This is a genomic window from Paenibacillus sanguinis 2301083 = DSM 16941, from assembly GCF_000374825.1.
Lineage (GTDB): Bacteria > Bacillota > Bacilli > Paenibacillales > Paenibacillaceae > Fontibacillus > Fontibacillus sanguinis.
The window spans coordinates 160,489-181,134 of sequence record NZ_KB895383.1; the positions used below are offsets into that span (position 1 = coordinate 160,489).

A 20,646-nucleotide genomic window follows, 5' to 3' on the forward strand; every position below is an offset into this window, starting at 1 on the left:
CATGATATACACCATAACACTGAACCCCTCCATCGACTACATTGTTGAGATCGAGGAACTGACGCTAGGCGGATTGAATCGCATCCGCAATGAGGTCAAGCTGCCAGGGGGCAAAGGCATTAATGTATCCCGTATTCTAAGGGAACTGGGCACAGACAGTCTTGCGACAGGCTTTCTGGGAGGCTTCACCGGAAGCTTCATTGAGCAGTCGTTGGAGAAGCTGGGCATTGAGCGCCGCTTCATTAAGGTTGCAGGTGATACGCGGATTAACATCAAGCTGAAGCATGGAGAAGAGACAGAAATTAACGGGCCAGGTCCGAACATTACATCCGAAGAGGCCGATGGGCTGCTCGCTTTGCTGGCCGAGATCGGCCAAGGCGATCTGGTTGTGTTATCAGGCAGCGCTCCTCCCTCGCTGGGGAGCGGCTTCTATGGCCGCTTGATCGAAGTATGCCAGGCAGCAGGTGCGGAGTTCGTAATCGACACAACAGGAGATGCCCTCAAGGCGGCGCTTCCAAGCCGTCCGCTGCTCGTGAAGCCCAATCATCACGAGCTGGCGGAGCTATTTGGCACGGAATTAAAGTCTATGAAAGAGACGGCAAGGTACGGGCGGCAATTGCTGGAGCTGGGAGCCAAGCATGTACTGGTCTCCATGGCTGGTGAAGGAGCTCTCTTCCTGACACCGGAAGGAAGTTACCATGCTACCGCCCCGAAGGGCTCGGTCGTTAATTCCGTAGGAGCCGGTGATTCCATGATCGGCGGATTTGTCGGAGCTTTGGCAGCGGGGGCAGACCTGTTGACGGCGTTCCGTACGGGGGTAGCGGCAGGAAGTGCCACCGCTTTTGCCCAGGACCTGGCTACGGGCGCAGAAATTCGAGCATTATTGGAGCAGGTTCAGATCGCTCCCTTGCCTATAGATGATGAAGCGGCCCAGGGACCGCGAAGAAAGGAAGAGCCAAGCAAATGAAGATCACTGAGTTAATGCATCAGGATTTGATGATCATGGACTTGCGTGCGAATACCAAGGAGGAGGCCATTGATGAACTGATCGCTTCTCTTGCGGAAGCCGGTCGGCTTCAGGATGAGAAGCTGTTCCGGGATATGATCTGGAAGCGCGAAGGGGAATCGAGCACAGGGATTGGCGGCGGCATTGCTATGCCCCACGCCAAGACAAAAGCAGTCACTGCTCCGGCGGTCGTCTTTGCCAAAAGTACAAGGGGGGTTGACTTTGACGCACTGGATGAAGAGCCAGCTTATCTGTTCTTCATGATCGCTGCACCAGAAGGAGCAGGGAACACCCATCTGCGCACGCTGGCAGCGCTGTCGCGGCTACTGATTGATGCCGAGTTCATCGACCAGCTTCGTCAGACCCAAACCCCTGATGAGGTAACAGCACTATTCAACGCCAGACAAGCGCAGGAGGAAGCGGAGAAAGCAGCGAAGGAGCGGGCAAAATCCGGTGACAAGGACCAAGAAACGCTTGCTTCTTCCTCGGCTCCAACGGCATCGGCGCCTTTGGCAGAGGAACAACCGTTTGTTGTAGCTGTTACGGCTTGTCCAACCGGTATCGCCCACACCTTTATGGCAGAAGATGCCTTGAAGAAGAAGGCACTGGAGATGGGCGTGAACATCCGGGTGGAGACTAATGGCTCGGAAGGGGCGAAAAACGTCCTTACTGCGGAGGAAATCGCCCGGGCCAGCGGTGTCATTGTAGCTGCGGGCAAAACGGTGGAAATGGCCCGTTTTGAAGGCAAGCCGCTCTTGCTGCGGCCTGTCAGCGACGGCATTCGCAAACCGGAAGAGCTGATCTCGAGGGCGATGAAAGGGGATGCCCCCTTATATCGCGGTGGTGCGTCCGGTACCTCAGGGTCAGAAGAAAGTCGGTCAGGTGGAGGGGGCATGGGCTCTAAAATTTATAAAGATTTGATGAACGGTATCTCTCATATGCTGCCGTTTGTCGTAGGCGGCGGTATTCTTCTGGCGTTATCCTTCCTGCTTGAGCGCTTTATGTCGCCTGATCACCCGCTCGTCGTACTGCTGCAAGCTTTGGGTGGCGGAGATGGGGCTTTTCATTTCCTGATTCCGATTCTGGCCGGATTTATTGCCATGAGCATCGGTGAGCGTCCAGCGCTGATGCCAGGGATGGTCGGCGGATTTATGGCCGCAGGAGCAGGGGCTGGCTTTCTTGGCGGACTGGCTGCCGGGTTCATGGCGGGCTATGTTATTCTCGGGTTGCGCCGTCTGTTCTCAGGATTGCCGCAGACGCTGAACGGCTTAAAGCCGATCCTGTTCTATCCGATCTTCGGCCTGCTGATTACAGGAACACTGATGTATTATGTGTTGTCGCCGATTTTTAGCTGGATTAATAGCGGAATGATCAGTGGTCTGAATAGTTTGGGAACCGGTAATATGGTTCTGCTTGGTCTGATCCTGGGAGGAATGATGGCGATTGATATGGGGGGCCCATTCAACAAAGCCGCCTACACCTTCTCCATTGGCGTATTTACCTCCAGCGGCAATGTGAACGGTCTGATGATGGCCGCCGTTATGGCCGGGGGCATGGTGCCGCCATTGGCCATCGCTTTGGCAACTACTTTCTTCAAGCACAAATTCACCGCTCAGGAACGGCAATCCGGTCTGACTAACTATGTGCTGGGCCTTTCGTTTATTACCGAAGGCGCCATCCCGTTCGCGGCCGCTGACCCCCTGCGCGTGCTTACGTCTTGTATTATCGGCTCGGCAGTCGCCGGTGGCCTGACCCAGTGGTGGAGCGTGAATGTGCCAGCTCCTCATGGCGGGGTGTTCGCGGCCGCGTTGGCAAACAATGCACCGTTGTTTCTGCTGGCGGTGCTGATCGGCTCTGTTATCTCAGGTCTGATCCTAGGACTGTGGAAGAAACCACTTGTTCAAGCTTCATAAAATAGGGAAAGGAAGGCACCTTCATATACCACTTCGGCTTTGTGGTGATGAAGGTGTCTTTTGTCATGCTTGATGATGGTGTCGCAAAGCGGCTTTACAAGCGAGTTCAAAAAGTCGGGTTTACAGAAGGAACCGAAAACAGCCCGTTCAGGCAGGTGATTGTCAATTTATCGGCACACATGCCGGAGACTGATCTTAGCACCTGGTACTATATCGTGGTATAATAGTTTGATAATAAGAGTATTCATTTTAGTAGCTGTAGTTGAAAAGGGGATAGATCAAATTGAAATACGATCAATGGGTAGCTCCGGAACTTTATAATCTAACATCGGAAATGGAAAAACACGATGCCAATAAGATAGCCCTGAAATGGCTCAGTGAGCAAGGAGAATATGAAGAGATTACCTATGGAGGGTTGCTTGCCATGGCCAATCGGTTGGCGGGGGGACTGGCTAATCTTGGACTCCAAAAAGGTGATCGCGTACTCGTTATGATGCCCCGCCATATTATGGCCTACGCTATTTATCTGGCCTGTCTCAAGCAGGGCCTGACCATTATCCCGTCCTCTGAGATGCTCCGGGCCAAGGATCTGGCATACCGCTTGCGTCATTCAGGTGCCCGTGCAGTAATCGTATGGCATAACGTTACGGATGAGGTTGACAAGCTTGATGGGGACATTCCTTCCCTTGAGCATCATATTCTGGTCGGTACAGGCGGCGTTCTTGGCTCGCATTCCTCGCACTGGACCTTGGTTGAGCAACTGATGGAAGGGCAGCCTGACACCTTTACAACGGTGGAAACCCATCGGGACGATACCGCTATTCTGGCTTACACCTCAGGCACTACGGGCAACCCGAAAGGGGTGGTGCATAGCCATGGCTGGGGATATGCGCATCTGCGCATCACGAAATCCTGGCTGGATATTCGCGATACGGATATCGTATGGGCAACGGCTGCACCTGGATGGCAGAAGTGGATTTGGAGTCCGTTCCTGTCGGTGCTGGGGAATGGCGCTACCGGATTTGTGTACCACGGGGCCTTCCAGCCGAACCGTTACTTGCAGTTAATCCAGACCTATGGGGTACAAGTGATGTGTTGTACTCCAACGGAATACCGGATTATGTCCAAGACGGATACGCTCGACAACTATGATCTTTCCTCGCTGCGTAGCGCAGTTTCCGCGGGGGAGCCCCTTAATCAGGAGGTAATTAATACCTTCCGTCGCGTCTTCGATATTACGATTCGTGATGGTTATGGACAGACGGAGAGTACCTTGCTGATCGGAAATTTGAGGGATGCTCCGCTACAACTGGGGGCAATGGGCAAAGCGATCTCCCCTGGAGTTGTAGAAGTTGTGGATGACGAAGGCATTCCGCTTCCGGCTGGAGAAGTGGGGGATATTGCCGTTCATTTGGATATGCCGGCATTGTTCCACTCCTATTATCTGGACCCGGAACGCAAGGCGCAAAATGTTCGTGGCAATTACTTCATTACCGGCGACCGGGCCAGAAGGGATGAAGAGGGCTATTTCTGGTTTGAAGGCCGTGGGGACGATATTATTATCAGTTCCGGCTACACGATTGGACCGTTTGAAGTTGAAGAAGCGTTGATGAAGCACGATGCAGTGAAGGAGTGTGCGGCGGTAGCCAGCCCGGATGAAATGCGGGGTCATATCGTCAAGGCGTTTATCGTGCTTAAGGAGGGCTATACTGGAACTCCGGAATTGGTGAAAGAATTGCAAAGCCATGTTAAATCCTGGACAGCACCTTATAAGTACCCACGGCAAATTGAATTTATGGATGATCTGCCCAAGACAAACACAGGCAAGATTCGCCGTGTGGAGCTGCGGCAAAGAGAAGAACGGACAGCGCGGGAATAGGCTTGCATCGATCATGCATGAATTCAGACGAACCATCACATGCTAAGTGTACTATCGTCTGAGGAGGTGGAAGCATGGTAAAACCATACTCCAGCATGCAATCGCAAAATCCTATATCATCCGCGCAACAGTCGGTGAAGAAAGCGCATCGGGCAGTGACTCAAGCTCAATCTCATCCCCGTGAAGAAACGGTGGCCAATGCGTACAAGGCGATTGAGAAGGCCGAGAACGCCATCGCCCAGGCTGACGGCAGTCTGAATGAGGAGCCGTTAGAGCGCGCGCGGGAAGATTTGAGTGAAGACCAGGTCAATCTGGCCGAAGCGGAGAATCAATTGAAATAGTTTTAGTTTGTGCAGAGATCATTTGCCAGATATGGGCGAATGATCTTTTTTGCTTACTAGCTTGAGAAAAGAAATGATACAATGTCTTGCAAGTGTAATATAAGATACGGAATATCAAGTAGCACTTAAGGAAGGTGAGCACCATGGGGGCCATATTTCACTATAATCCGGATGCTGCGTTCCGCGAATCGCCGGATTTGTATTTATGTTTTTGGGGGAAGGAACAATGCGTGCCGCTCCATGCCTTTGGCCCGGGGGTGCGCGACATCTATAAGATTCACTTCGTCCATGCCGGAAGCGGAGTGGTGCGGACTGAAGGAAATACCCATATCGTTACGGCCGGGCAAGCCTTCATTGCCTTCCCGGAGCATATCATTTTTTATCAGGCCGATGAGCATGATCCCTGGACTTATTCCTGGATTGGATTTTATGGAGAACAGATTCCTCACTTCCTGGAGCGGACAAGCTTAAGCTCCCGCCACCCGGTATTTCCTATGGATACCAGGATCATGCCCAGACTCTACGAGCTGTTGAATGAAGTAGAGCAAGAGGATCCGGCGGTGCGTGATTTGCGAGTGCAGATGCTGCTGCATGACTTTTTTGCCTCGCTGGTAAAGCTGGCTCCGGTAACAGCGGCTGGCGGAATCATACCTCCAACGAAAGAGAGCTACGTCCACCGTTGTCTTGATTTCCTGCACACGCACTATGCGGAGGACATCACCGTCGGGCAGTTGGCTGCTCTGGTGGGTCTCGACCGAAAATATTTGTCCGCTTTGTTCAAGAATGCGGTTGGATTGCCTCCACAGCAATATTTGCTGAAATATCGGATGGAACGGGCCTGCGAGCTGCTTAAGAGAGGAAAATTCACCGTTGGCGAAATAGCGCGATCTGTCGGCTATCAGGATGCCCTGCTGTTCTCCAAAATGTTCAGGAAGACGATGGGAGTCTCTCCTTCCAAATACCGCATACACACTTGAAGGTCGGGCAAACAAAGAGACATTATGCCATATAGTTCATCCTTGCGGATATAGGTATGCTCATCATCCTGCATTATATTAATGATATATCCATTGCGAGGAGGACAAGCATAGATGTATCAAGCAAATGATCAGAGATATGAATCAATGACATATCGTCGTTCGGGGAAAAGCGGCTTGAAGCTGCCGGCCATTTCTCTTGGCTTATGGCATAATTTTGGGGGGATTCACTCACTGGAAAATGGACGGGCCATGCTGCATCGGGCCTTTGACTTGGGAATTACGCATTTTGATCTGGCCAATAATTACGGACCTCCTGCCGGATCTGCGGAGGACACGTTTGGTAAAGTGCTGCGGGAGGACCTTCGGCCTTATCGGGATGAGATGATAATCTCGACCAAGGCGGGGTACTATATGTGGCCTGGGCCTTACGGCGATTGGGGCTCCAAGAAATACCTGATGGCCAGTCTGGACCAAAGTCTGAAGCGGATGGGCCTGGAATATGTAGATATTTTCTATCACCATCGCCCTGATCCGGATACTTCACTGGAGGAAACGATGTCTGCGCTGGATTTGATCGTGCGGCAAGGGAAGGCCCTCTATGTCGGATTGTCCAACTATCGTCCGGAGGAAACTAAGGCTGCGGCTCAAATCCTTAAACAGCTAGGCACGCCAGCGGTCATTCACCAGCCGAATTATTCCATGATGAATCGCTGGATTGAGGATGGACTTCAAGAGGTGCTCGTGGAGGAAGGGATCGGCTCAATTGTCTTTTCTCCGCTGGAGCGGGGCATTCTGACAGACCGCTATCTGCACGGCATTACGCCGGATTCCCGCGCGGCCGGGCCTAGCGTATTTCTTCGTCCGGAAGAAATCAGCGAGGAGCTGATTGCCAAGGTAGCGCGGCTCAATGACCTGGCGGCAGAACGTGGGCAGAAGCTGTCACAAATGGCGCTAACCTGGGTGCTTCGGGGAGGCCGGGTGACCTCGGCTCTGATCGGTGCCAGCAAGGTGAGTCAAATTGAAGATGCGGCCGGAGCGCTAAATCAGGCATCATTCACGGAGGAAGAGCTGCGGCAAATCGACGACATTTTGGGCTATAGCTGAAGGACAGGGAGTGGTGCAAGTAAGGTAAGCAATGATGCAAGTATGGTAAGCAAGCATCATACTTGCACGGCAAGTATTTGCATAGGTTAGCGGGAAATTATCCATCTAATTCTTCCATTTATCTTAAAATTTACAACTTAGATGGAAATCCTCCCTATAATTTCGGGCTTAAAGCCTATTTTCGGTGATTTAGTCCAAATTAGATGGATGAATTCCCTATAATGCTGTATCATCACTCCAAACAGCAAGCTTTATATGGAGGATTTCCCACTAATCGAGTAAACAAGTGAGGAAAAGGCATCGCCCGCAGAAATATGAGGGACGATGCCTTTTTTAGGTTGAGCTTGAGTCCCTTTACCCGGTATAATATGACGAGTGTACCTCTAAACGGGTAGAATAACGATATTTTATATAGAAAAGGTGTTAAAACGCATGAGTATTTTGAATGTAGAACGTTTAAGCCATGGATTTGGGGATCGGGCCATCTTCACTGACGTGTCCTTTCGGTTGCTCAAGGGTGAGCATATCGGGTTAGTGGGAGCCAACGGTGAAGGCAAATCCACATTTATGAATATTATTACGGGCAAGCTCCAGCCCGATGAGGGCAAGGTTGAATGGGCCAGACGTGTGCGGGTAGGCTACCTCGATCAGCATGCCGTGCTTTCCCAAGGCATGACGATCCGTGACGTTCTTCGTGGGGCATATCAATACCTGTTCGATATGGAGCAGGAAATGAACGATATGTATGGGAAGATGGGCGAAGTTTCGCCGGAGGAGCTTGAGCAATTGCTGGAGGATGTCGGCACGATTCAGGATACACTGACCAGCCAGGACTTTTACCTGATCGACGCCAAGGTGGAAGAAACCGCTCGGGGTTTGGGCCTTACGGACATCGGTCTGGATCGGGATGTGCATGATCTGAGCGGCGGGCAGCGGACAAAGGTATTGCTGGCCAAGCTACTGCTGGAGAAGCCGGATATTCTGTTGCTGGATGAGCCGACCAACTACCTGGATGAGCAGCATATCGAATGGCTGAAGCGGTATTTGCAGGAATATGAAAATGCATTTATTTTGATCTCGCATGACATTCCGTTCCTGAACAGTGTCGTTAACCTGATCTATCATATGGAAAACCAGGAATTGAACCGGTATGTTGGCGATTATGATTACTTCCAGCAGGTGTATGAGGCCAAGAAGCAGCAGCTTGAATCGGCCTACAAGCGCCAGCAGCAGGAGATTGCCGGTTTGAAGGACTTTGTCGCCCGCAACAAGGCGAGCGTAGCAACCCGGAATATGGCGATGTCCAGGCAGAAGAAGCTGGACAAGATGGAAGTGATTGAACTTGCCAAGGAGAAGCCGAAGCCACAATTCCTGTTCAAGGATGCGAGAACCTCGGGCAAGCTGATCTTTGAAGCGACAGACCTGGTCATCGGTTATGACTCGCCGTTGTCCAGACCGCTCAACCTGCGGATGGAGCGCGGACAGAAGATCGCACTCGTTGGCGCCAACGGGATCGGGAAGACCACTTTGCTGCGAAGCATCCTTGGTCAGATTCCGGCGCTTTCAGGGCAGGTGCAGCTGGGCGATATTTTGGAGATCGGCTATTTTGAGCAAGAGATAAAGGATGCGAATTACAATACATGCATTGAAGAAGTCTGGAACGAGTTCCCGTCCTACACGCAGTTTGAGGTTCGTGCGGCGCTGGCGAAATGCGGTCTGACCACCAAGCATATTGAGAGTAAGATTGCGGTTTTGAGCGGTGGCGAGAAGGCCAAGGTGCGTCTTTGCAAGCTGATTAACCGGGAGACAAATGTACTCGTGCTGGATGAACCTACGAACCATCTGGATGTAGATGCCAAGGATGAGCTGAAGCGTGCGCTTAAGGCATACAAGGGGAGCATCCTGCTTATTTCCCATGAGCCTGAATTTTATCGGGACGTCGTTACGGAGACGTGGAACTGCGAAGCCTGGACAACGAAGACGCTATAAGAGGTCAATTGCTCTCCCTCCTGGGGAGGGCTTTTTGCCCGTCCTTCTTGTAAGAACATCTTGTTCGGCGCTTGAATAGGGGACCGGAACTGGGGGATTAAGTGAAGCTTTCATGGATCAGCCACAGAAGGTTTAAGGGAATAGCTCTACAAAGCGTAGAGAAATCGGTTATAATAGTTAGGTAGATTATAAGGAAAGTGGGAAGAGTATGGGCCGCAAATGGAACAATATTAAAGAGAAGAAAGCTTCAAAGGATGCCAATACCAGCCGAGTTTATGCAAAATTTGGCGTAGAAATTTATGTTGCCGCCAAGAAAGGCGAGCCGGACCCGGAATCGAACCGTGCATTGAAGGTTGTTCTGGAAAGAGCCAAAACGTACAACGTACCTAAAGCGATCATCGATCGGGCGCTTGACAAGGCCAAGGGCAGCTCGGAAGAAACCTATCATGAACTGCGTTACGAAGGTTTTGGACCGAATGGCTCCATGGTCATTGTAGATACATTAACGAACAACGTGAACCGCACGGCACCGGAGGTTCGTTCCGCGTTTAACAAAAATGGCGGAAATATGGGTGTCAGCGGTTCTGTTTCTTATATGTTTGATGCTACAGCGGTAATCGGGATGGAAGGTAAAACCCTTGATGAGGTGTTTGATATTTTGCTAGAAGCTGACATTGAGGTGCGCGACATCATTGAAGAGGACGAGTCGGTCATTGTATATGCCGAGCCTGACCAGTTCCATGTTGTGCAGGAAGCGCTCAAGAATGCAGGCATCACTGAATTTACAGTAGCCGAGCTAACTATGCTGGCCCAAAATGAAGTAACGCTTGCGCCCGATGCTGAAGCGCAGTTTGAGAAGTTGATTGATGCGCTAGAGGATTTGGAGGATGTACAGCAGGTGTACCATAACGTGGAATTTGCTGAGGAATAGGGCAAGTGACCAGGAGTAGATGACAAGGCTGATCGGGTGCACATGCATCCCTCAGCCTTTTTGTTGCTGTTCAAAATATGAATTCAAAAGAAGGTCCTGAAATTGCATGAGCATAAAACATCCAGTTTGCTGTCTTTATGGTTTAATTTTAAATTTCGTCTCCTTGTAGGAGGCGCTTTTGTAGGGTTGACAGCCGGTATTGTGGTTGTGTTATACCGTTTTGTGCTGGAGGAAGTACTTGGTGCTGTGCTCCAATGGTACGGTTATCTCCAACAGCATCTTTGGTACCTTCCTTTATGGCTGGTGCTATTATCATTTGCCGGATGGATTACAGGCAAACTTGTCGTTTGGCAGCCGATGATTTCCGGCAGCGGAATACCGCAGGTCAAAGGTATATTGCTAAATAAATTGCAAATGAATTGGTGGAAAGGGCTGATCGCCAAATTCATTGGAGGAACACTGAGCATAGGCTCAGGCTTATCTCTTGGACGCGAAGGTCCATCCATTCAAATTGGGTCCAGCGTCGGGCAAGGGGTGAGCCGCATTTTGCGCCGCTCCAAAACGGAGGAGCGCATGCTCGTGACCTGCGGAGCCAGTGCGGGACTGGCAGCCGCGTTTAACGCTCCGATAGCAGGGGTTATTTTTGCACTAGAAGAGATGCATACGAATTTCTCACCTCTCATTATGATTGTAGCTTTGGCATCGTCCCTCGTAGCTGACTTTGTATCCAAAGAATTTTTTGGATTAAGTCCGATTTTCCAGCTATCTTCTATAGGCATCTTGCCACTCAGCCAATACGTTCATCTGATCATTCTAGGCATTGTCGTAGGTGTTGGTGGTATCGGGTTTAATAAAGCGATCTACGCCTTTCAAAATTTATATCGGAAAATCAAGCTGATGCCTGCTGCATTTCGTCCTGTTCTGCCTTTTCTTCTGTCCGGCATATTAGGTTTGACGTTGCCTCAGGTATTGGGAGGGGGAAATCATCTAGTTAATGAGCTGGTTGATCAGGCAATTCCGTTGAAGCTGCTGCTGCTGCTTTTAGTCGTCAAGTTTGTCTTCACGATGTTCAGCTACGGATCGGCTGCACCGGGAGGCATTTTTTTGCCTATGCTTGTCATCGGAGGGATGTTAGGCGTGGTGTATTGCAAGGCAGTTAATGGCTTGACCGGAGCGAGCTTGAGTGAGGGGGGATTTCTCATTCTGGCCATGGCGGGGTATTTCACGGCCAGTGTCAGATCACCCATAACAGGCATTATCCTGATTACAGAAATGACGGGTTCATTCTCTAATCTGCTCTCTACAGGTATAGTATGTCTTGTTGCTTACATGACAGCAGAACTGTTCCGCTCTCATCCTATCTATGAGGTGCTGCTGGAGCGGTTTTTGCGTCAGGGAACAGGTCAGATTGGCAATGAATCAACAGAGAAAGTTGTGCTTGAGATCCCGGTTAATCATGGTTCTCCACTGGATGGGTTAGCTATTAAGGATTTTCAATGGCCAGGACATTGTCTGATCGTATCGGTTAAACGAGGATCCACTGAAATCATTCCGGGGGGCGATTTCATCCTGCTAGCCGGTGATTATTTAGTAGTGTTAACGGATGATAGTTATGCCAGTCAGGTGCAAATGACCTTACAACAAGCCACTTATATAGGGTGACTGGGCTTGTGATGCAACAGAACGATAGACTATAGACTTCCACCATGTGGAGGTCTATTTGCTCTGGCTACCTGCGGTGAATCTACGATCGGCATACGGTCAATTTACTATTCTCCATATCGGTTATTGTCGGTTCAGGGGTTAGAGTGCCATAATCGAAGGGATAGAGACTTTGAAGGGAAGGTGTGAAAAAGCTTGGATTACCTTCGCAGACAATCGTTCCGCCACAAACTCCAAGTTGCATTTCTTGCCGTCATTGTGCTCTCCGTGCTGATGACCGGCGGGCTATCTTATTACATATCGGCTGCTACGCTGGAGAAGAATGCGCTCAAGCTTACACAGGATACGGTGGTCAGGTCTGCGCAGATTGTAGATGAGAAGCTGAACAAGCTGATGCTCATCATGATGACATTCATGATCAGTCAGCCCTTCTACGATATGCTGAAGGATACTGCATCCGGGGATGCCAGCAGGTATTATACACATCTGAATGATCTTGATAACGTTTTCTCGCAGGCGCGGATTGCCGAGCCGCTCATTCATTCCATCTATGTCTCCACACCAATCGGTGAATTCTATCCTTCGTCTATGAACCGTAACCGGGCGAACTCATTCGAGAATACCTTTTTGTATGAACGTATTGAGCGGGAGAAGAAGAACATCTGGGTGGAGGGGCATGAGGACATGCTCTTCTCTGGAGGAGATCGCGTCATTTCGCTGATTCTGGAGCCCATTTTCGATATCCAGGTTAACAATGTCTATATTGTTGTGAACATTCGCGAGGACGGCTTCCGCAAGCTGGTACAGGGAGGCACGGGGGCAGGAGCGTCGAGCTTCCTGCTTAATGCGGAAGGAGAGACTGTGTACCCAGCGAGGCAGCCTCTGGTTCGGCAAGCTGTGGATGCAGGCAGCCTGAGGGTTATGATGAACCGTAAGGAAGGCAATCAATCCTTTGAATTAAACGGCAAAACCTATCTGCTGAACTATGCCCGGCTAGGCATTGCGGATTGGACGATGACAACGATTCAGTCTCAGGCCAGCGTGCTCAAGGATATGGTTTATGTGAAATGGTTAATCGCCGGGGTAGTCTTGACGGCATTTATTGTAGCTGCATTAATTTCCGGGGCATTTACGCGCTATCTGCTGAAGCCCTTGCAGAGGCTTATGAAGGTGATGAGACGGGTGGAGAACAATGATTTATCCGCCCGTTTTGAAAGCAGCAGCGGAGACGAGCTGGCTCAGGTTGGCCTTCGGTTTAACCGGATGCTGGAGCAAATTGTGGTATTGATCGAAGAGGTTACGGAAGCACAGACGAACAAGCGGTCAGCCGAGATCAAGGCGTTGTCAGCGCAGATGGACCCGCATTTTCTGTACAATACCCTGAACACTATCTACTGGAAGCTCAATTTGAAGCAGGTCGAACCCTCGCAAAAGATGGTCATGTCCCTCTCCCGGCTATTTCAGCTTGGATTGAATAAGGGTCAGGAAATTACGACCTTGTCGAAGGAGTTGGAGCATGTACGCCAGTACCTGGAACTGCAATCAAGCTGTTATGAAGGGTTGTTCTCCTATGAAATCCAGGTACATGAGCCGGGGTTATACTCACTTGCTATTCCGCGTATTATTTTGCAGCCTCTGGTGGAGAACAGCATCCTGCATGGTTTCCACGACCTGGAGAATGGTGGACGAATTAAAATCGAGATTGCCGGAGAGGAAGATCGCTGGACGATGACCGTCAGTGACAATGGCAGCGGCATGGAAGAGAGCCAGGTTCGCGCGCTCTTCTGGCGGGAATCGGAGAAGGGATACGCGGTATCCAATCTCATTCGGCGGCTTCAGCTCTATTACGGGGACTATGCTGAATTTTATGTAGATAGTACACCGGACAAGGGAACGACCATACGAATTACTTTGCCCAAGAAGGGAGAACGTGCGGATGAGTAATCATGAGGAAGTCAAGCTCTGCATTATCGATGATATTAAAAGCGTGGTGGAAGGTCTGACCGCCATGAGGTGGGAGGACGAGGGAATTCGGGTTGTCGGGGTAGCCAGCCATGGGGAAGAGGGGCTTCAGCTCATTGAGAAATGGTGTCCGGATTTGATCATCACGGATATACGCATGCCTAGGATGGATGGATTAAGTCTGCTGCGGGCAGTTTTGGAAGAAAACCGTTGCTGCAAGGTCATTTTGATTAGCGGTTATGCTGATTTTGAATATGCGCAGCAGGCGGTGCAATTGGGAGCCTTTGATTTTGTAGTCAAGCCTTTTTCAGAAGAGGATATTATGTCAACGGTACTGCGAGCCAAGTCGGCGATTATGGCCGAGCGGTCCAAGCTGCTAAGCCAGGCGGAAATGGAGGCCAAGCTGCGGGAAAGCATGCCGGTATTGCGGAATGAATACTTTGCAATGCTGGTAAGTCATCGCACTTCATGGGAAGAAGCCTCCAGACGGTGGGATTTCCTGAATATTGATCTCGCCCCGCAAGGCTTTGTGGTCATGCTAACGGAGATTGATCGCTTTCAGGAGCGAGTTGCCGAGATGTCCATCCGGGAGATGGAGCTGATTCGCTTCTCCTTGTTGAACATTATGCAGGAGACTTTGGCCGATTATGCCCGTAGTGTCGTTTTTCGTGCTCGTCATGACCGATATCTGGCTGTACTCAATGCCCCGGATGTGTCCCGTCCATTTAGTCCAGTAGAAATTGCAGAGCAGTGCTGTCGTAATATTGAACGGTACACCAAATTTACGATTTCAGTTGGCATCGGCGGCAGAGTGGAGGAGATCAGTGAATTGCCGGATTCCTACCGTCAGGCCCAACGGGCATTGTCCCACCATCTGTTCACCGAAGGAAACACGGCAATTATGTACCACGATATTCACCAAAGCGGAAGTCAGGAACCGCTGGCCCTGGAATATAAGGATGAATTGCTGCTTGCCCTTCGCTCGGGGAATGCTGAGCGGACAGGGGCTATTTTAGCTGCCATCTCGGACACATTGCAGGGCCTGATCTCACGGCAAAATCCTGATTATCTTCTCAGCTTGTACGATGAGTTGGCGGCCTCAGCCATCCGTACCTTCTACGAAATGATTCCGTATTCAGACATTCAGCCGCTCATTCAGCGGTTTCGTGCAGTACAAGGGACAGCCGGGTTATCGCTCTCCTCTTTGCAGCGTCAGTTGCTGGTCCTGTGTACGGAGGGAGCGGAATTGGTGCGTAGGAACAGCTTGTCCGAAGGGCAGCGGGTCATCTATGAAGCTATTGATTATATAAAGGGCCGCTTATCCCGGGATATTACCGTTGGCGAATGCGCTGCCCATGTTCATCTCAGTGCCAGTTACTTTTCCAGCCTGTTCAAGAAGGTGACAGGAATGACGGTAACGCAGTATATGACCTCGGAACGCATTCAGAAGGCAAAGCTGCTGCTGGTAGAAGGGGTGCAGGTGCAGGAGGTAGCTTCCGCCGTAGGTTATGAGGAGCGCCGGTATTTTAGCGAAATGTTCAAAAAGGTGACGGGTCAGACACCATCGGAGTTCAGAGCAGGCTATCACCCCGATCGGCCAGAGGTGTGAGGCTAATGACAAATTCAGCTCTGCAACGCTCCTGTGTTATTTATGCCAATTATTCCGCGCACACCAAACCTCATGCTGTTGAATATACCAGCGGGCTGACCTTCTATCTGTTCCGGCTGCAGGCAGAAGGAACCTGCCGTATGCTGGTGGAAGGAAAATATGAGACCGTGATTCCTGGCGATCTGCTCATTTATCCGCCCGATCAGCCATACGGACTTCATGTGCTGCCCCGGAACAGACCCCAATCGCAGGAGGTTCAACCCGTCGCAGACTATTTTCTGGCTGGTAAGGGAGAGTGGATAGACGCGTGGTGGAAGGAGAAAGGCTTGCCAATCAGAACAAACATCGGCTTTGACGATACGGTCATTACCTTATGGAAGCATATCATCGGGGAGAAGAAGAAGCTCATGCAGAACCAAGAGGAGATCATGGACTATCTGCTTAGAACGCTTTGCCTGACCCTGGAGCAAGTGGTTGAGATCAAGCAGCACCGCAAGGGGGGAGATGCCGCATACAAGCTTAAGCAATTCATCGAGAATCATGCCCATGAACCTCTCAGTCTGGAAAAAATATCGGCCTCCGTCGGGTTAAGTGTCTCTCGCTGCTCCTATCTGTTCAAAGCCGCTTTTGGCCAATCGATGTTCGCCTATTGTATTGATGTCAGGCTAAAGCTTGCGCAGCAGCAAGTGCTTTATAGTAATCTGGCCCTGGAGCAGGTTGCCGAGAACACAGGCTTTCAGAGCTACGCTCATTTTTGCCGTGTGTTCCGTGAACGTTTCGGGCATCCTCCGGGAGAATATCGACGCCAATTCGGCTTTCAATTCAATCACTATTGAGTCAAGCATCAGGGTCCTCATACAATACTTGACTCTCTTGGACGAGTACAGCATTCAACTCATTGTACTTTACATGCTGAACGATGCCGTCCGCATCTATTGCCAGTACGGCGGCGATAGCAGCCGATTGCCCCAAAATCATAAACACAGGCTCCATCCGAATGGAGCCGTAGGCTGCATGGGTAGCGGAGACGCAGATGGGTACGATTAAATTTGTACATTCCAACCGTTTCGGAACAATTGCCCGATAGCTGATGGGATAAGGGGCTTTTAATCTTACATAAAATCCGCCCTCGGTGCTTACATGTCCATCTTCATTTACATAGTATTGGGTATGATGCGAGTCCATAGCGAAGGAGCCCATTCCTATGGAATCCGGCACCGGGTTGTCCAGTCTGACATCATGCTCCGTTATTACATAATCACCAATCATTCGGCGGGATTCTCTAATGTATAACTGAGGTGTCCAATGACCGGTCTCAACAAATTCATCGAGTGGGAGTCCCCACGGCTTATAAACATTCCGGATATCCTCCGGCACGCGCGGATGGTTCTGAATAGTCCAGACATAACCTTGCTGATAGATTCGGTGGGCTTCCCAGATCTGTTCACGTGTACGATAATCTGCTTCTGCATAGTTGTGATTCATGCCGTTATAATCCGTAGAAATGCCGCTGTTGTTGTTAGAATCCGTCTTGTCCGGGGTAACCCGATTTAATTTAAAGAACCGGGAGCTCTGACCTTGCTCAATGGCCCGGAACAGGATTTCATAATCCGCCTCGTTATATCCTTCCGGCTTTTCGATGGTCAGACGGTTGTCCGGATTGTCCGTAAGGCACATACGGAAGTTGTAGGCTTGCAGCTTGTCGTCCCCATCACCGACATTGCCGCCACGATCAGCATTAACACGCAGGAGCAGTCCGCTGGAGGGGACGCCTTTCACCCTATAAGGATCAATCCCGGCGGGCAGTTCATTAAGTTCATCACCGGGCTGAATGCCGTTAAGCGTCTCCCCGTATTGTGAATTCGACTCCCGGCCAACAAAGTAGGAAACGCCCGCCTTGCCCATCAAATCTCCTTCATATGTAGCGTCAATAAATACTTTAGCTCTGTAAATGGCTGCGGATTCGGTACGAAGGGCAGTGATTTTTGTTCCTTGTTTGGTCACTCCTTTTTGCAAGTCCAGCCTTTCCCCATAAACGACTTCAATATGGTGTTCGGCCACCCAATCCTGCAACACTTCGAGCGCTACCTTGGGTTCAAACAGCCAGCATGCCCCATCTTGCGAATACTTTCTAGCGACCCGCTGGTAAAATTCCAAGGATAATCCGCCGATCGCCTGCTTCATCCCGACATCCGTATCACCAAGACCGCCGCTGGTCAGCCCCCCGATGCGCTGGCCTGGCTCAATCACGATCACCGTTTTGCCCATTTTTTTCGCTTGAACAGCCGCCGTGATCCCCGCTGCCGTTCCTCCGTAGATAACAATATCATAATGTTTCTCCTGGCTCATTTTTAGCTCCTCCTCCATGATGATTTGGCTTGCCAACGTTATTATAAAGTGTTGAACGCTTGGCGAGAATGATGGATCTTCCTTTTCTATTTGATGCATCTTACTGTTTTTGCGAGAGTGTGGAAAGGCTTCAGCAATTAGGGTTTAATGAAATGGAAAAACGGTAAAACAGGAGGAACCTATGAAACCCCAATTTCGCTATTCAAGCAAGCCCGTCCTCGAACCTGTACCTGGTTGCAATTGGGCGGATAAAATGGTGTTAAATCCGGCTATCGTTAAAGACCCGGAGTCTGATGACATTCATATGCTTTTTCGGGCAACGGGCCCATGGCCGCAAAAGAGAAGAGCAGGTTGCCACGATCCTTACCCGATTTTCCTGGGGTACGCCAAGAGCAAGGACGGGGGAGAAACATGGGATGCAGACTTCTCAAGACCCGCTCTGGCTCCTGCCTTGGGGTATGACGAACACGAGCTGTATATCACGGATATCCGCGGCAACAAGGTGCGGAACTATGCTAATGGTTGTGTGGAAGATCCACGTATCTTTTATGTTGAAGGACAGCTCTATTTGACGGTTGCTTGCCGTCCGTTTCCTCCAGGGCCGTATTGGCTTAGCAGCCAGCATCCTCCGATACAAACGCGCTTTGAATATGTTCCTGACTGGATATTTGCAGGGGATGATTCCGATCCGTTTATACAAACAGCCCGTTCCAACGATACAGTCAGTGTTCTCTACAAGCTGAATTTGAGCGCATTGAAGCAGGGGAATTATGAAGGCGCGTTTCAGTATGTAGGTCCGCTGACTGAGGGGCATGTGAGTGATAATCGGGATGTATTTTTATTTCCTGAGAAAATGTGGATTGCAGGCAAACAGCAGTATCTTATGCTGCATCGTCCTATGAATGTTGCTCCGTTTGAAGGAGGGGAAGAGGTGAATAAGCCTTCCATTTATTTGGCGGCAGCGGAATGGATGGAGGATTTTGCTTCACCTAAAGCGAGCCACAGGCTGCTGGCCCATCCTGTCTTTGAATGGGAGGAGAATCGTGTCGGCGCAAGCTGGCCACCGCTGCCTCTGGGGAATAAAGAGTGGCTGCTAGCTTACCACGCGAAGAAGGATGCCAAGCTGGGATATACGCAATCCTTTATGATTCTCAGGGAACAGGAAAATGATTTCCCTCTGATTGTCCACCGCTGCTCTGAGCGCTTGATGTTTGCCCAGCAGGATTGGGAAATGCCTGCGGATTACCCCACACCTTGTCTCTTCACCACTGGAGGAATAGTCATGGGGGAGAATTTGATCATGTCTTATGGCGCGGCGGATCAAAGGGTTGGTATTTCCTGGGTTCATTTTCATCAGTTAGTGGCATATATACGGAAATTTGATAAGAACGGAATAGAATTCTGTCCCTGAACAGTGAGTCTGCCACCCTCCATTTCCAGGGCCAGGGGCCTATAATAAAAACTGAGCTCATCAAAAAATCATCAATTAAAGGGGTAGAAGCTATGCAAAAAAAATGGTTAAGCCTTGGACTGAGTCTCATGCTGACCGCAGGAATTGTAGGCTGCAGCAGCAACAATGGCAGCGCGGCGTCGGAAGCGCCGGGCAGCAACAAGGCAACTGCCGCAGAAGAAACCGGCAGCAACAAGGCTACAGGCGAGCCTATACAGCTTAAGTACTGGACCGACGATCGTCATGATCAGGAGTATGTTAAGGAATTGATTAACAAGTTCAATGAAACCAATGGTGAGAACATCCAGGTTGAATTGACGGTGATGTCCGAGAACTACGCGCAAAGTGTCGACATTGCTTTCTCTAGCAACCAGGCGCCGGATGTGTTGCGTATCAAGAGTGGGAATACGGGAGAGTTTGTAAAAAAAGGCTATCTTGCTCCGATTGATGATTTCCTGACTGACGACATGAAGACGGCATTCGGGGGCTTGATGATCGACAATGTGAATCGTTTTGATGGCAAGGTGTATTCCTTGGCCAATACGGGTCTTACCCTGCGTATGGTCTACAACAAGGATCTCTTCGCCAAGGCCGGTATCGCAAATCCTCCGACATCGCTACAGGAAATGGTGGATGCTGCCAAGCAGATTACCGAAGCGGGCAAGTCCGAAGGAATCTACGGCTTTGCGTTAAACTTTAAAAGCCCAAAATCGGCATTTGACCGCTCCATACGCGAGATTCTCTCCTTAAGCGGCCATCAGGGACTGGGCTTTGATATGAAAACAGGTCAATTCGATTTCGAGCCTTATTCTCAGGTGATTGAGTATTTCAAACAAATGTATGAGGACGGAAGTATTCTTCCTGGCGCAGAATCGCTGGATATCGACCCGCTGCGGGCCCAATTCGCGGCAGGCAAAATCGGAATGTATCTCTCCTTCTCGACAGAGCCGGGCGTGTATCAGGATCAGTTCCCGACGGAAATCGACTGGGCGGGTGCTCTGGCTCCAACACTGGACGGACAAATCAAGGGAACCTCGGAAATTGTGTCCGCCGGAACCTGGCTTGGCATTAGTGCGACATCTGCTCATCAGGAGGCAGCCTGGAAGTTTATGCAATACATGTATGGGGATGAGGTCCTAAAGGCCTATCATGAGAAGGGTTTCGGCATTGCCATCGTACCACATATTGTAGAACAGGCTAAAAATCCGGAAATCGACGGTATGGAGGGCTTCCTGGTCGGAGAACATGACTCGCTTTGGCCGGCTACACCAAGCGTAACACCGGAAGGTTCCACCTATGCGGATGCTTTCTTCAAATATATGCTTGACGGAGGAGATTTGAAAGCGGTCACAGCTGATTTGAACGCAAGATATAACGAGGCTTTGAGCAAATCGGTAGAGAAGGGTGAAGTGACCGTAACGCCAAATCCTGCTTTTGATCCAAGCAAACCGCAGGGAGAATAACAGGAAGG

Annotated in this window: 15 protein-coding genes; 14 read left to right on the forward strand and 1 reads right to left on the reverse strand. The window is 50.4% G+C overall.

Going from position 1 to position 20,646, the window contains the following annotated elements; translation table 11 throughout:
• Nucleotide 1 precedes the first annotated feature (1 nt).
• From pfkB to C557_RS0114145, 12 genes are all read left to right on the forward strand, one after another.
• A complete protein-coding gene (gene pfkB, locus C557_RS0114085) occupies nt 2–967 on the forward strand; it encodes a 1-phosphofructokinase (RefSeq protein WP_018752522.1) in 966 nt (321 codons plus the stop codon).
• Nucleotides 964–2,919 carry a PTS fructose transporter subunit IIABC gene (locus C557_RS0114090; protein WP_018752523.1) on the forward strand — a complete coding sequence of 652 codons (1,956 nt, stop codon included), beginning with the start codon at nt 964–966 and terminating at the stop codon, nt 2,917–2,919. The genes pfkB and C557_RS0114090 overlap by 4 nt, the downstream gene beginning before the upstream one ends.
• 334 nt (nt 2,920–3,253) lie before the next feature.
• Complete coding sequence (locus C557_RS0114100) at nt 3,254–4,798, forward strand: acetate--CoA ligase (protein ID WP_051082456.1); 1,545 nt, start codon at nt 3,254–3,256, stop codon at nt 4,796–4,798.
• Nucleotides 4,799–4,872: 74 nt separating this feature from the next.
• Nucleotides 4,873–5,139 (forward strand): hypothetical protein, encoded by a 267-nt coding sequence (locus tag C557_RS0114105; protein WP_018752526.1) that lies wholly within the window; start codon nt 4,873–4,875, stop codon nt 5,137–5,139.
• A gap of 143 nt (nt 5,140–5,282) precedes the next feature.
• Nucleotides 5,283–6,116: an AraC family transcriptional regulator gene (locus C557_RS0114110; protein ID WP_018752527.1), complete on the forward strand. Its 834-nt coding sequence runs from the start codon at nt 5,283–5,285 to the stop codon at nt 6,114–6,116.
• 114 nt (nt 6,117–6,230) lie between these two features.
• Nucleotides 6,231–7,223, forward strand: a complete 993-nt coding sequence (locus tag C557_RS0114115) for an aldo/keto reductase (RefSeq protein WP_018752528.1) — start codon at nt 6,231–6,233, stop codon at nt 7,221–7,223.
• Between the two features lie 432 nt (nt 7,224–7,655).
• Nucleotides 7,656–9,212, forward strand: coding sequence for an ABC-F family ATP-binding cassette domain-containing protein (locus C557_RS0114120; RefSeq protein WP_018752529.1), 1,557 nt, complete (start codon nt 7,656–7,658; stop codon nt 9,210–9,212).
• A 208-nt stretch (nt 9,213–9,420) separates the two neighbouring features.
• Nucleotides 9,421–10,143, forward strand: coding sequence for a YebC/PmpR family DNA-binding transcriptional regulator (locus tag C557_RS0114125; protein WP_018752530.1), 723 nt, complete (start codon nt 9,421–9,423; stop codon nt 10,141–10,143).
• A gap of 186 nt (nt 10,144–10,329) precedes the next feature.
• Entirely contained in the window at nt 10,330–11,805 is a 1,476-nt protein-coding gene (locus C557_RS23565; protein WP_240472966.1) for a ClC family H(+)/Cl(-) exchange transporter, read from the forward strand.
• A 195-nt stretch (nt 11,806–12,000) separates the two neighbouring features.
• Nucleotides 12,001–13,749: a sensor histidine kinase gene (locus C557_RS0114135; RefSeq protein WP_018752532.1), complete on the forward strand. Its 1,749-nt coding sequence runs from the start codon at nt 12,001–12,003 to the stop codon at nt 13,747–13,749.
• Nucleotides 13,742–15,376 carry a response regulator gene (locus C557_RS0114140; RefSeq protein WP_018752533.1) on the forward strand — a complete coding sequence of 545 codons (1,635 nt, stop codon included), beginning with the start codon at nt 13,742–13,744 and terminating at the stop codon, nt 15,374–15,376. Before C557_RS0114135 ends, C557_RS0114140 begins: the two co-directional genes overlap by 8 nt.
• Nucleotides 15,377–15,381: 5 nt before the next feature.
• Nucleotides 15,382–16,212: a helix-turn-helix domain-containing protein gene (locus tag C557_RS0114145; protein ID WP_018752534.1), complete on the forward strand. Its 831-nt coding sequence runs from the start codon at nt 15,382–15,384 to the stop codon at nt 16,210–16,212.
• 1 nt (nt 16,213) lies between these two features.
• On the opposite strand, the gene C557_RS0114150 is transcribed toward C557_RS0114145, so the two are convergent.
• Nucleotides 16,214–17,725, reverse strand: coding sequence for an FAD-dependent oxidoreductase (locus tag C557_RS0114150; RefSeq protein WP_018752535.1), 1,512 nt, complete (start codon nt 17,723–17,725; stop codon nt 16,214–16,216).
• A gap of 181 nt (nt 17,726–17,906) precedes the next feature.
• Here C557_RS0114150 and C557_RS0114155 point away from each other — a divergent pair, with 181 nt between their 5' ends.
• Both C557_RS0114155 and C557_RS0114160 read left to right on the forward strand, forming a co-directional pair.
• Entirely contained in the window at nt 17,907–19,136 is a 1,230-nt protein-coding gene (locus tag C557_RS0114155; protein WP_018752536.1) for a glycoside hydrolase family 130 protein, read from the forward strand.
• Between the two features lie 92 nt (nt 19,137–19,228).
• Nucleotides 19,229–20,638 (forward strand): ABC transporter substrate-binding protein, encoded by a 1,410-nt coding sequence (locus tag C557_RS0114160; protein ID WP_018752537.1) that lies wholly within the window; start codon nt 19,229–19,231, stop codon nt 20,636–20,638.
• Nucleotides 20,639–20,646: the final 8 nt, after the last annotated feature.

Excerpts from the sequence above, each read along its gene's own strand:
- pfkB (WP_018752522.1), top strand. The coding sequence starts at position 2 with ATGATATACACCATAACACTGAACCCCTCCATCGACTACATTGTTGAG.
- C557_RS0114090 (WP_018752523.1), top strand. The coding sequence starts at position 964 with ATGAAGATCACTGAGTTAATGCATCAGGATTTGATGATCATGGACTTG.
- C557_RS0114100 (WP_051082456.1), top strand. The coding sequence starts at position 3,254 with ATGGAAAAACACGATGCCAATAAGATAGCCCTGAAATGGCTCAGTGAG.
- C557_RS0114105 (WP_018752526.1), top strand. The coding sequence starts at position 4,873 with ATGGTAAAACCATACTCCAGCATGCAATCGCAAAATCCTATATCATCC.
- C557_RS0114110 (WP_018752527.1), top strand. The coding sequence starts at position 5,283 with ATGGGGGCCATATTTCACTATAATCCGGATGCTGCGTTCCGCGAATCG.
- C557_RS0114115 (WP_018752528.1), top strand. The coding sequence starts at position 6,231 with ATGTATCAAGCAAATGATCAGAGATATGAATCAATGACATATCGTCGT.
- C557_RS0114120 (WP_018752529.1), top strand. The coding sequence starts at position 7,656 with ATGAGTATTTTGAATGTAGAACGTTTAAGCCATGGATTTGGGGATCGG.
- C557_RS0114125 (WP_018752530.1), top strand. The coding sequence starts at position 9,421 with ATGGGCCGCAAATGGAACAATATTAAAGAGAAGAAAGCTTCAAAGGAT.
- C557_RS0114140 (WP_018752533.1), top strand. The coding sequence starts at position 13,742 with ATGAGTAATCATGAGGAAGTCAAGCTCTGCATTATCGATGATATTAAA.
- C557_RS0114145 (WP_018752534.1), top strand. The coding sequence starts at position 15,382 with ATGACAAATTCAGCTCTGCAACGCTCCTGTGTTATTTATGCCAATTAT.
- C557_RS0114150 (WP_018752535.1), bottom strand. The coding sequence starts at position 17,725 with ATGAGCCAGGAGAAACATTATGATATTGTTATCTACGGAGGAACGGCA.
- C557_RS0114155 (WP_018752536.1), top strand. The coding sequence starts at position 17,907 with ATGAAACCCCAATTTCGCTATTCAAGCAAGCCCGTCCTCGAACCTGTA.
- C557_RS0114160 (WP_018752537.1), top strand. The coding sequence starts at position 19,229 with ATGCAAAAAAAATGGTTAAGCCTTGGACTGAGTCTCATGCTGACCGCA.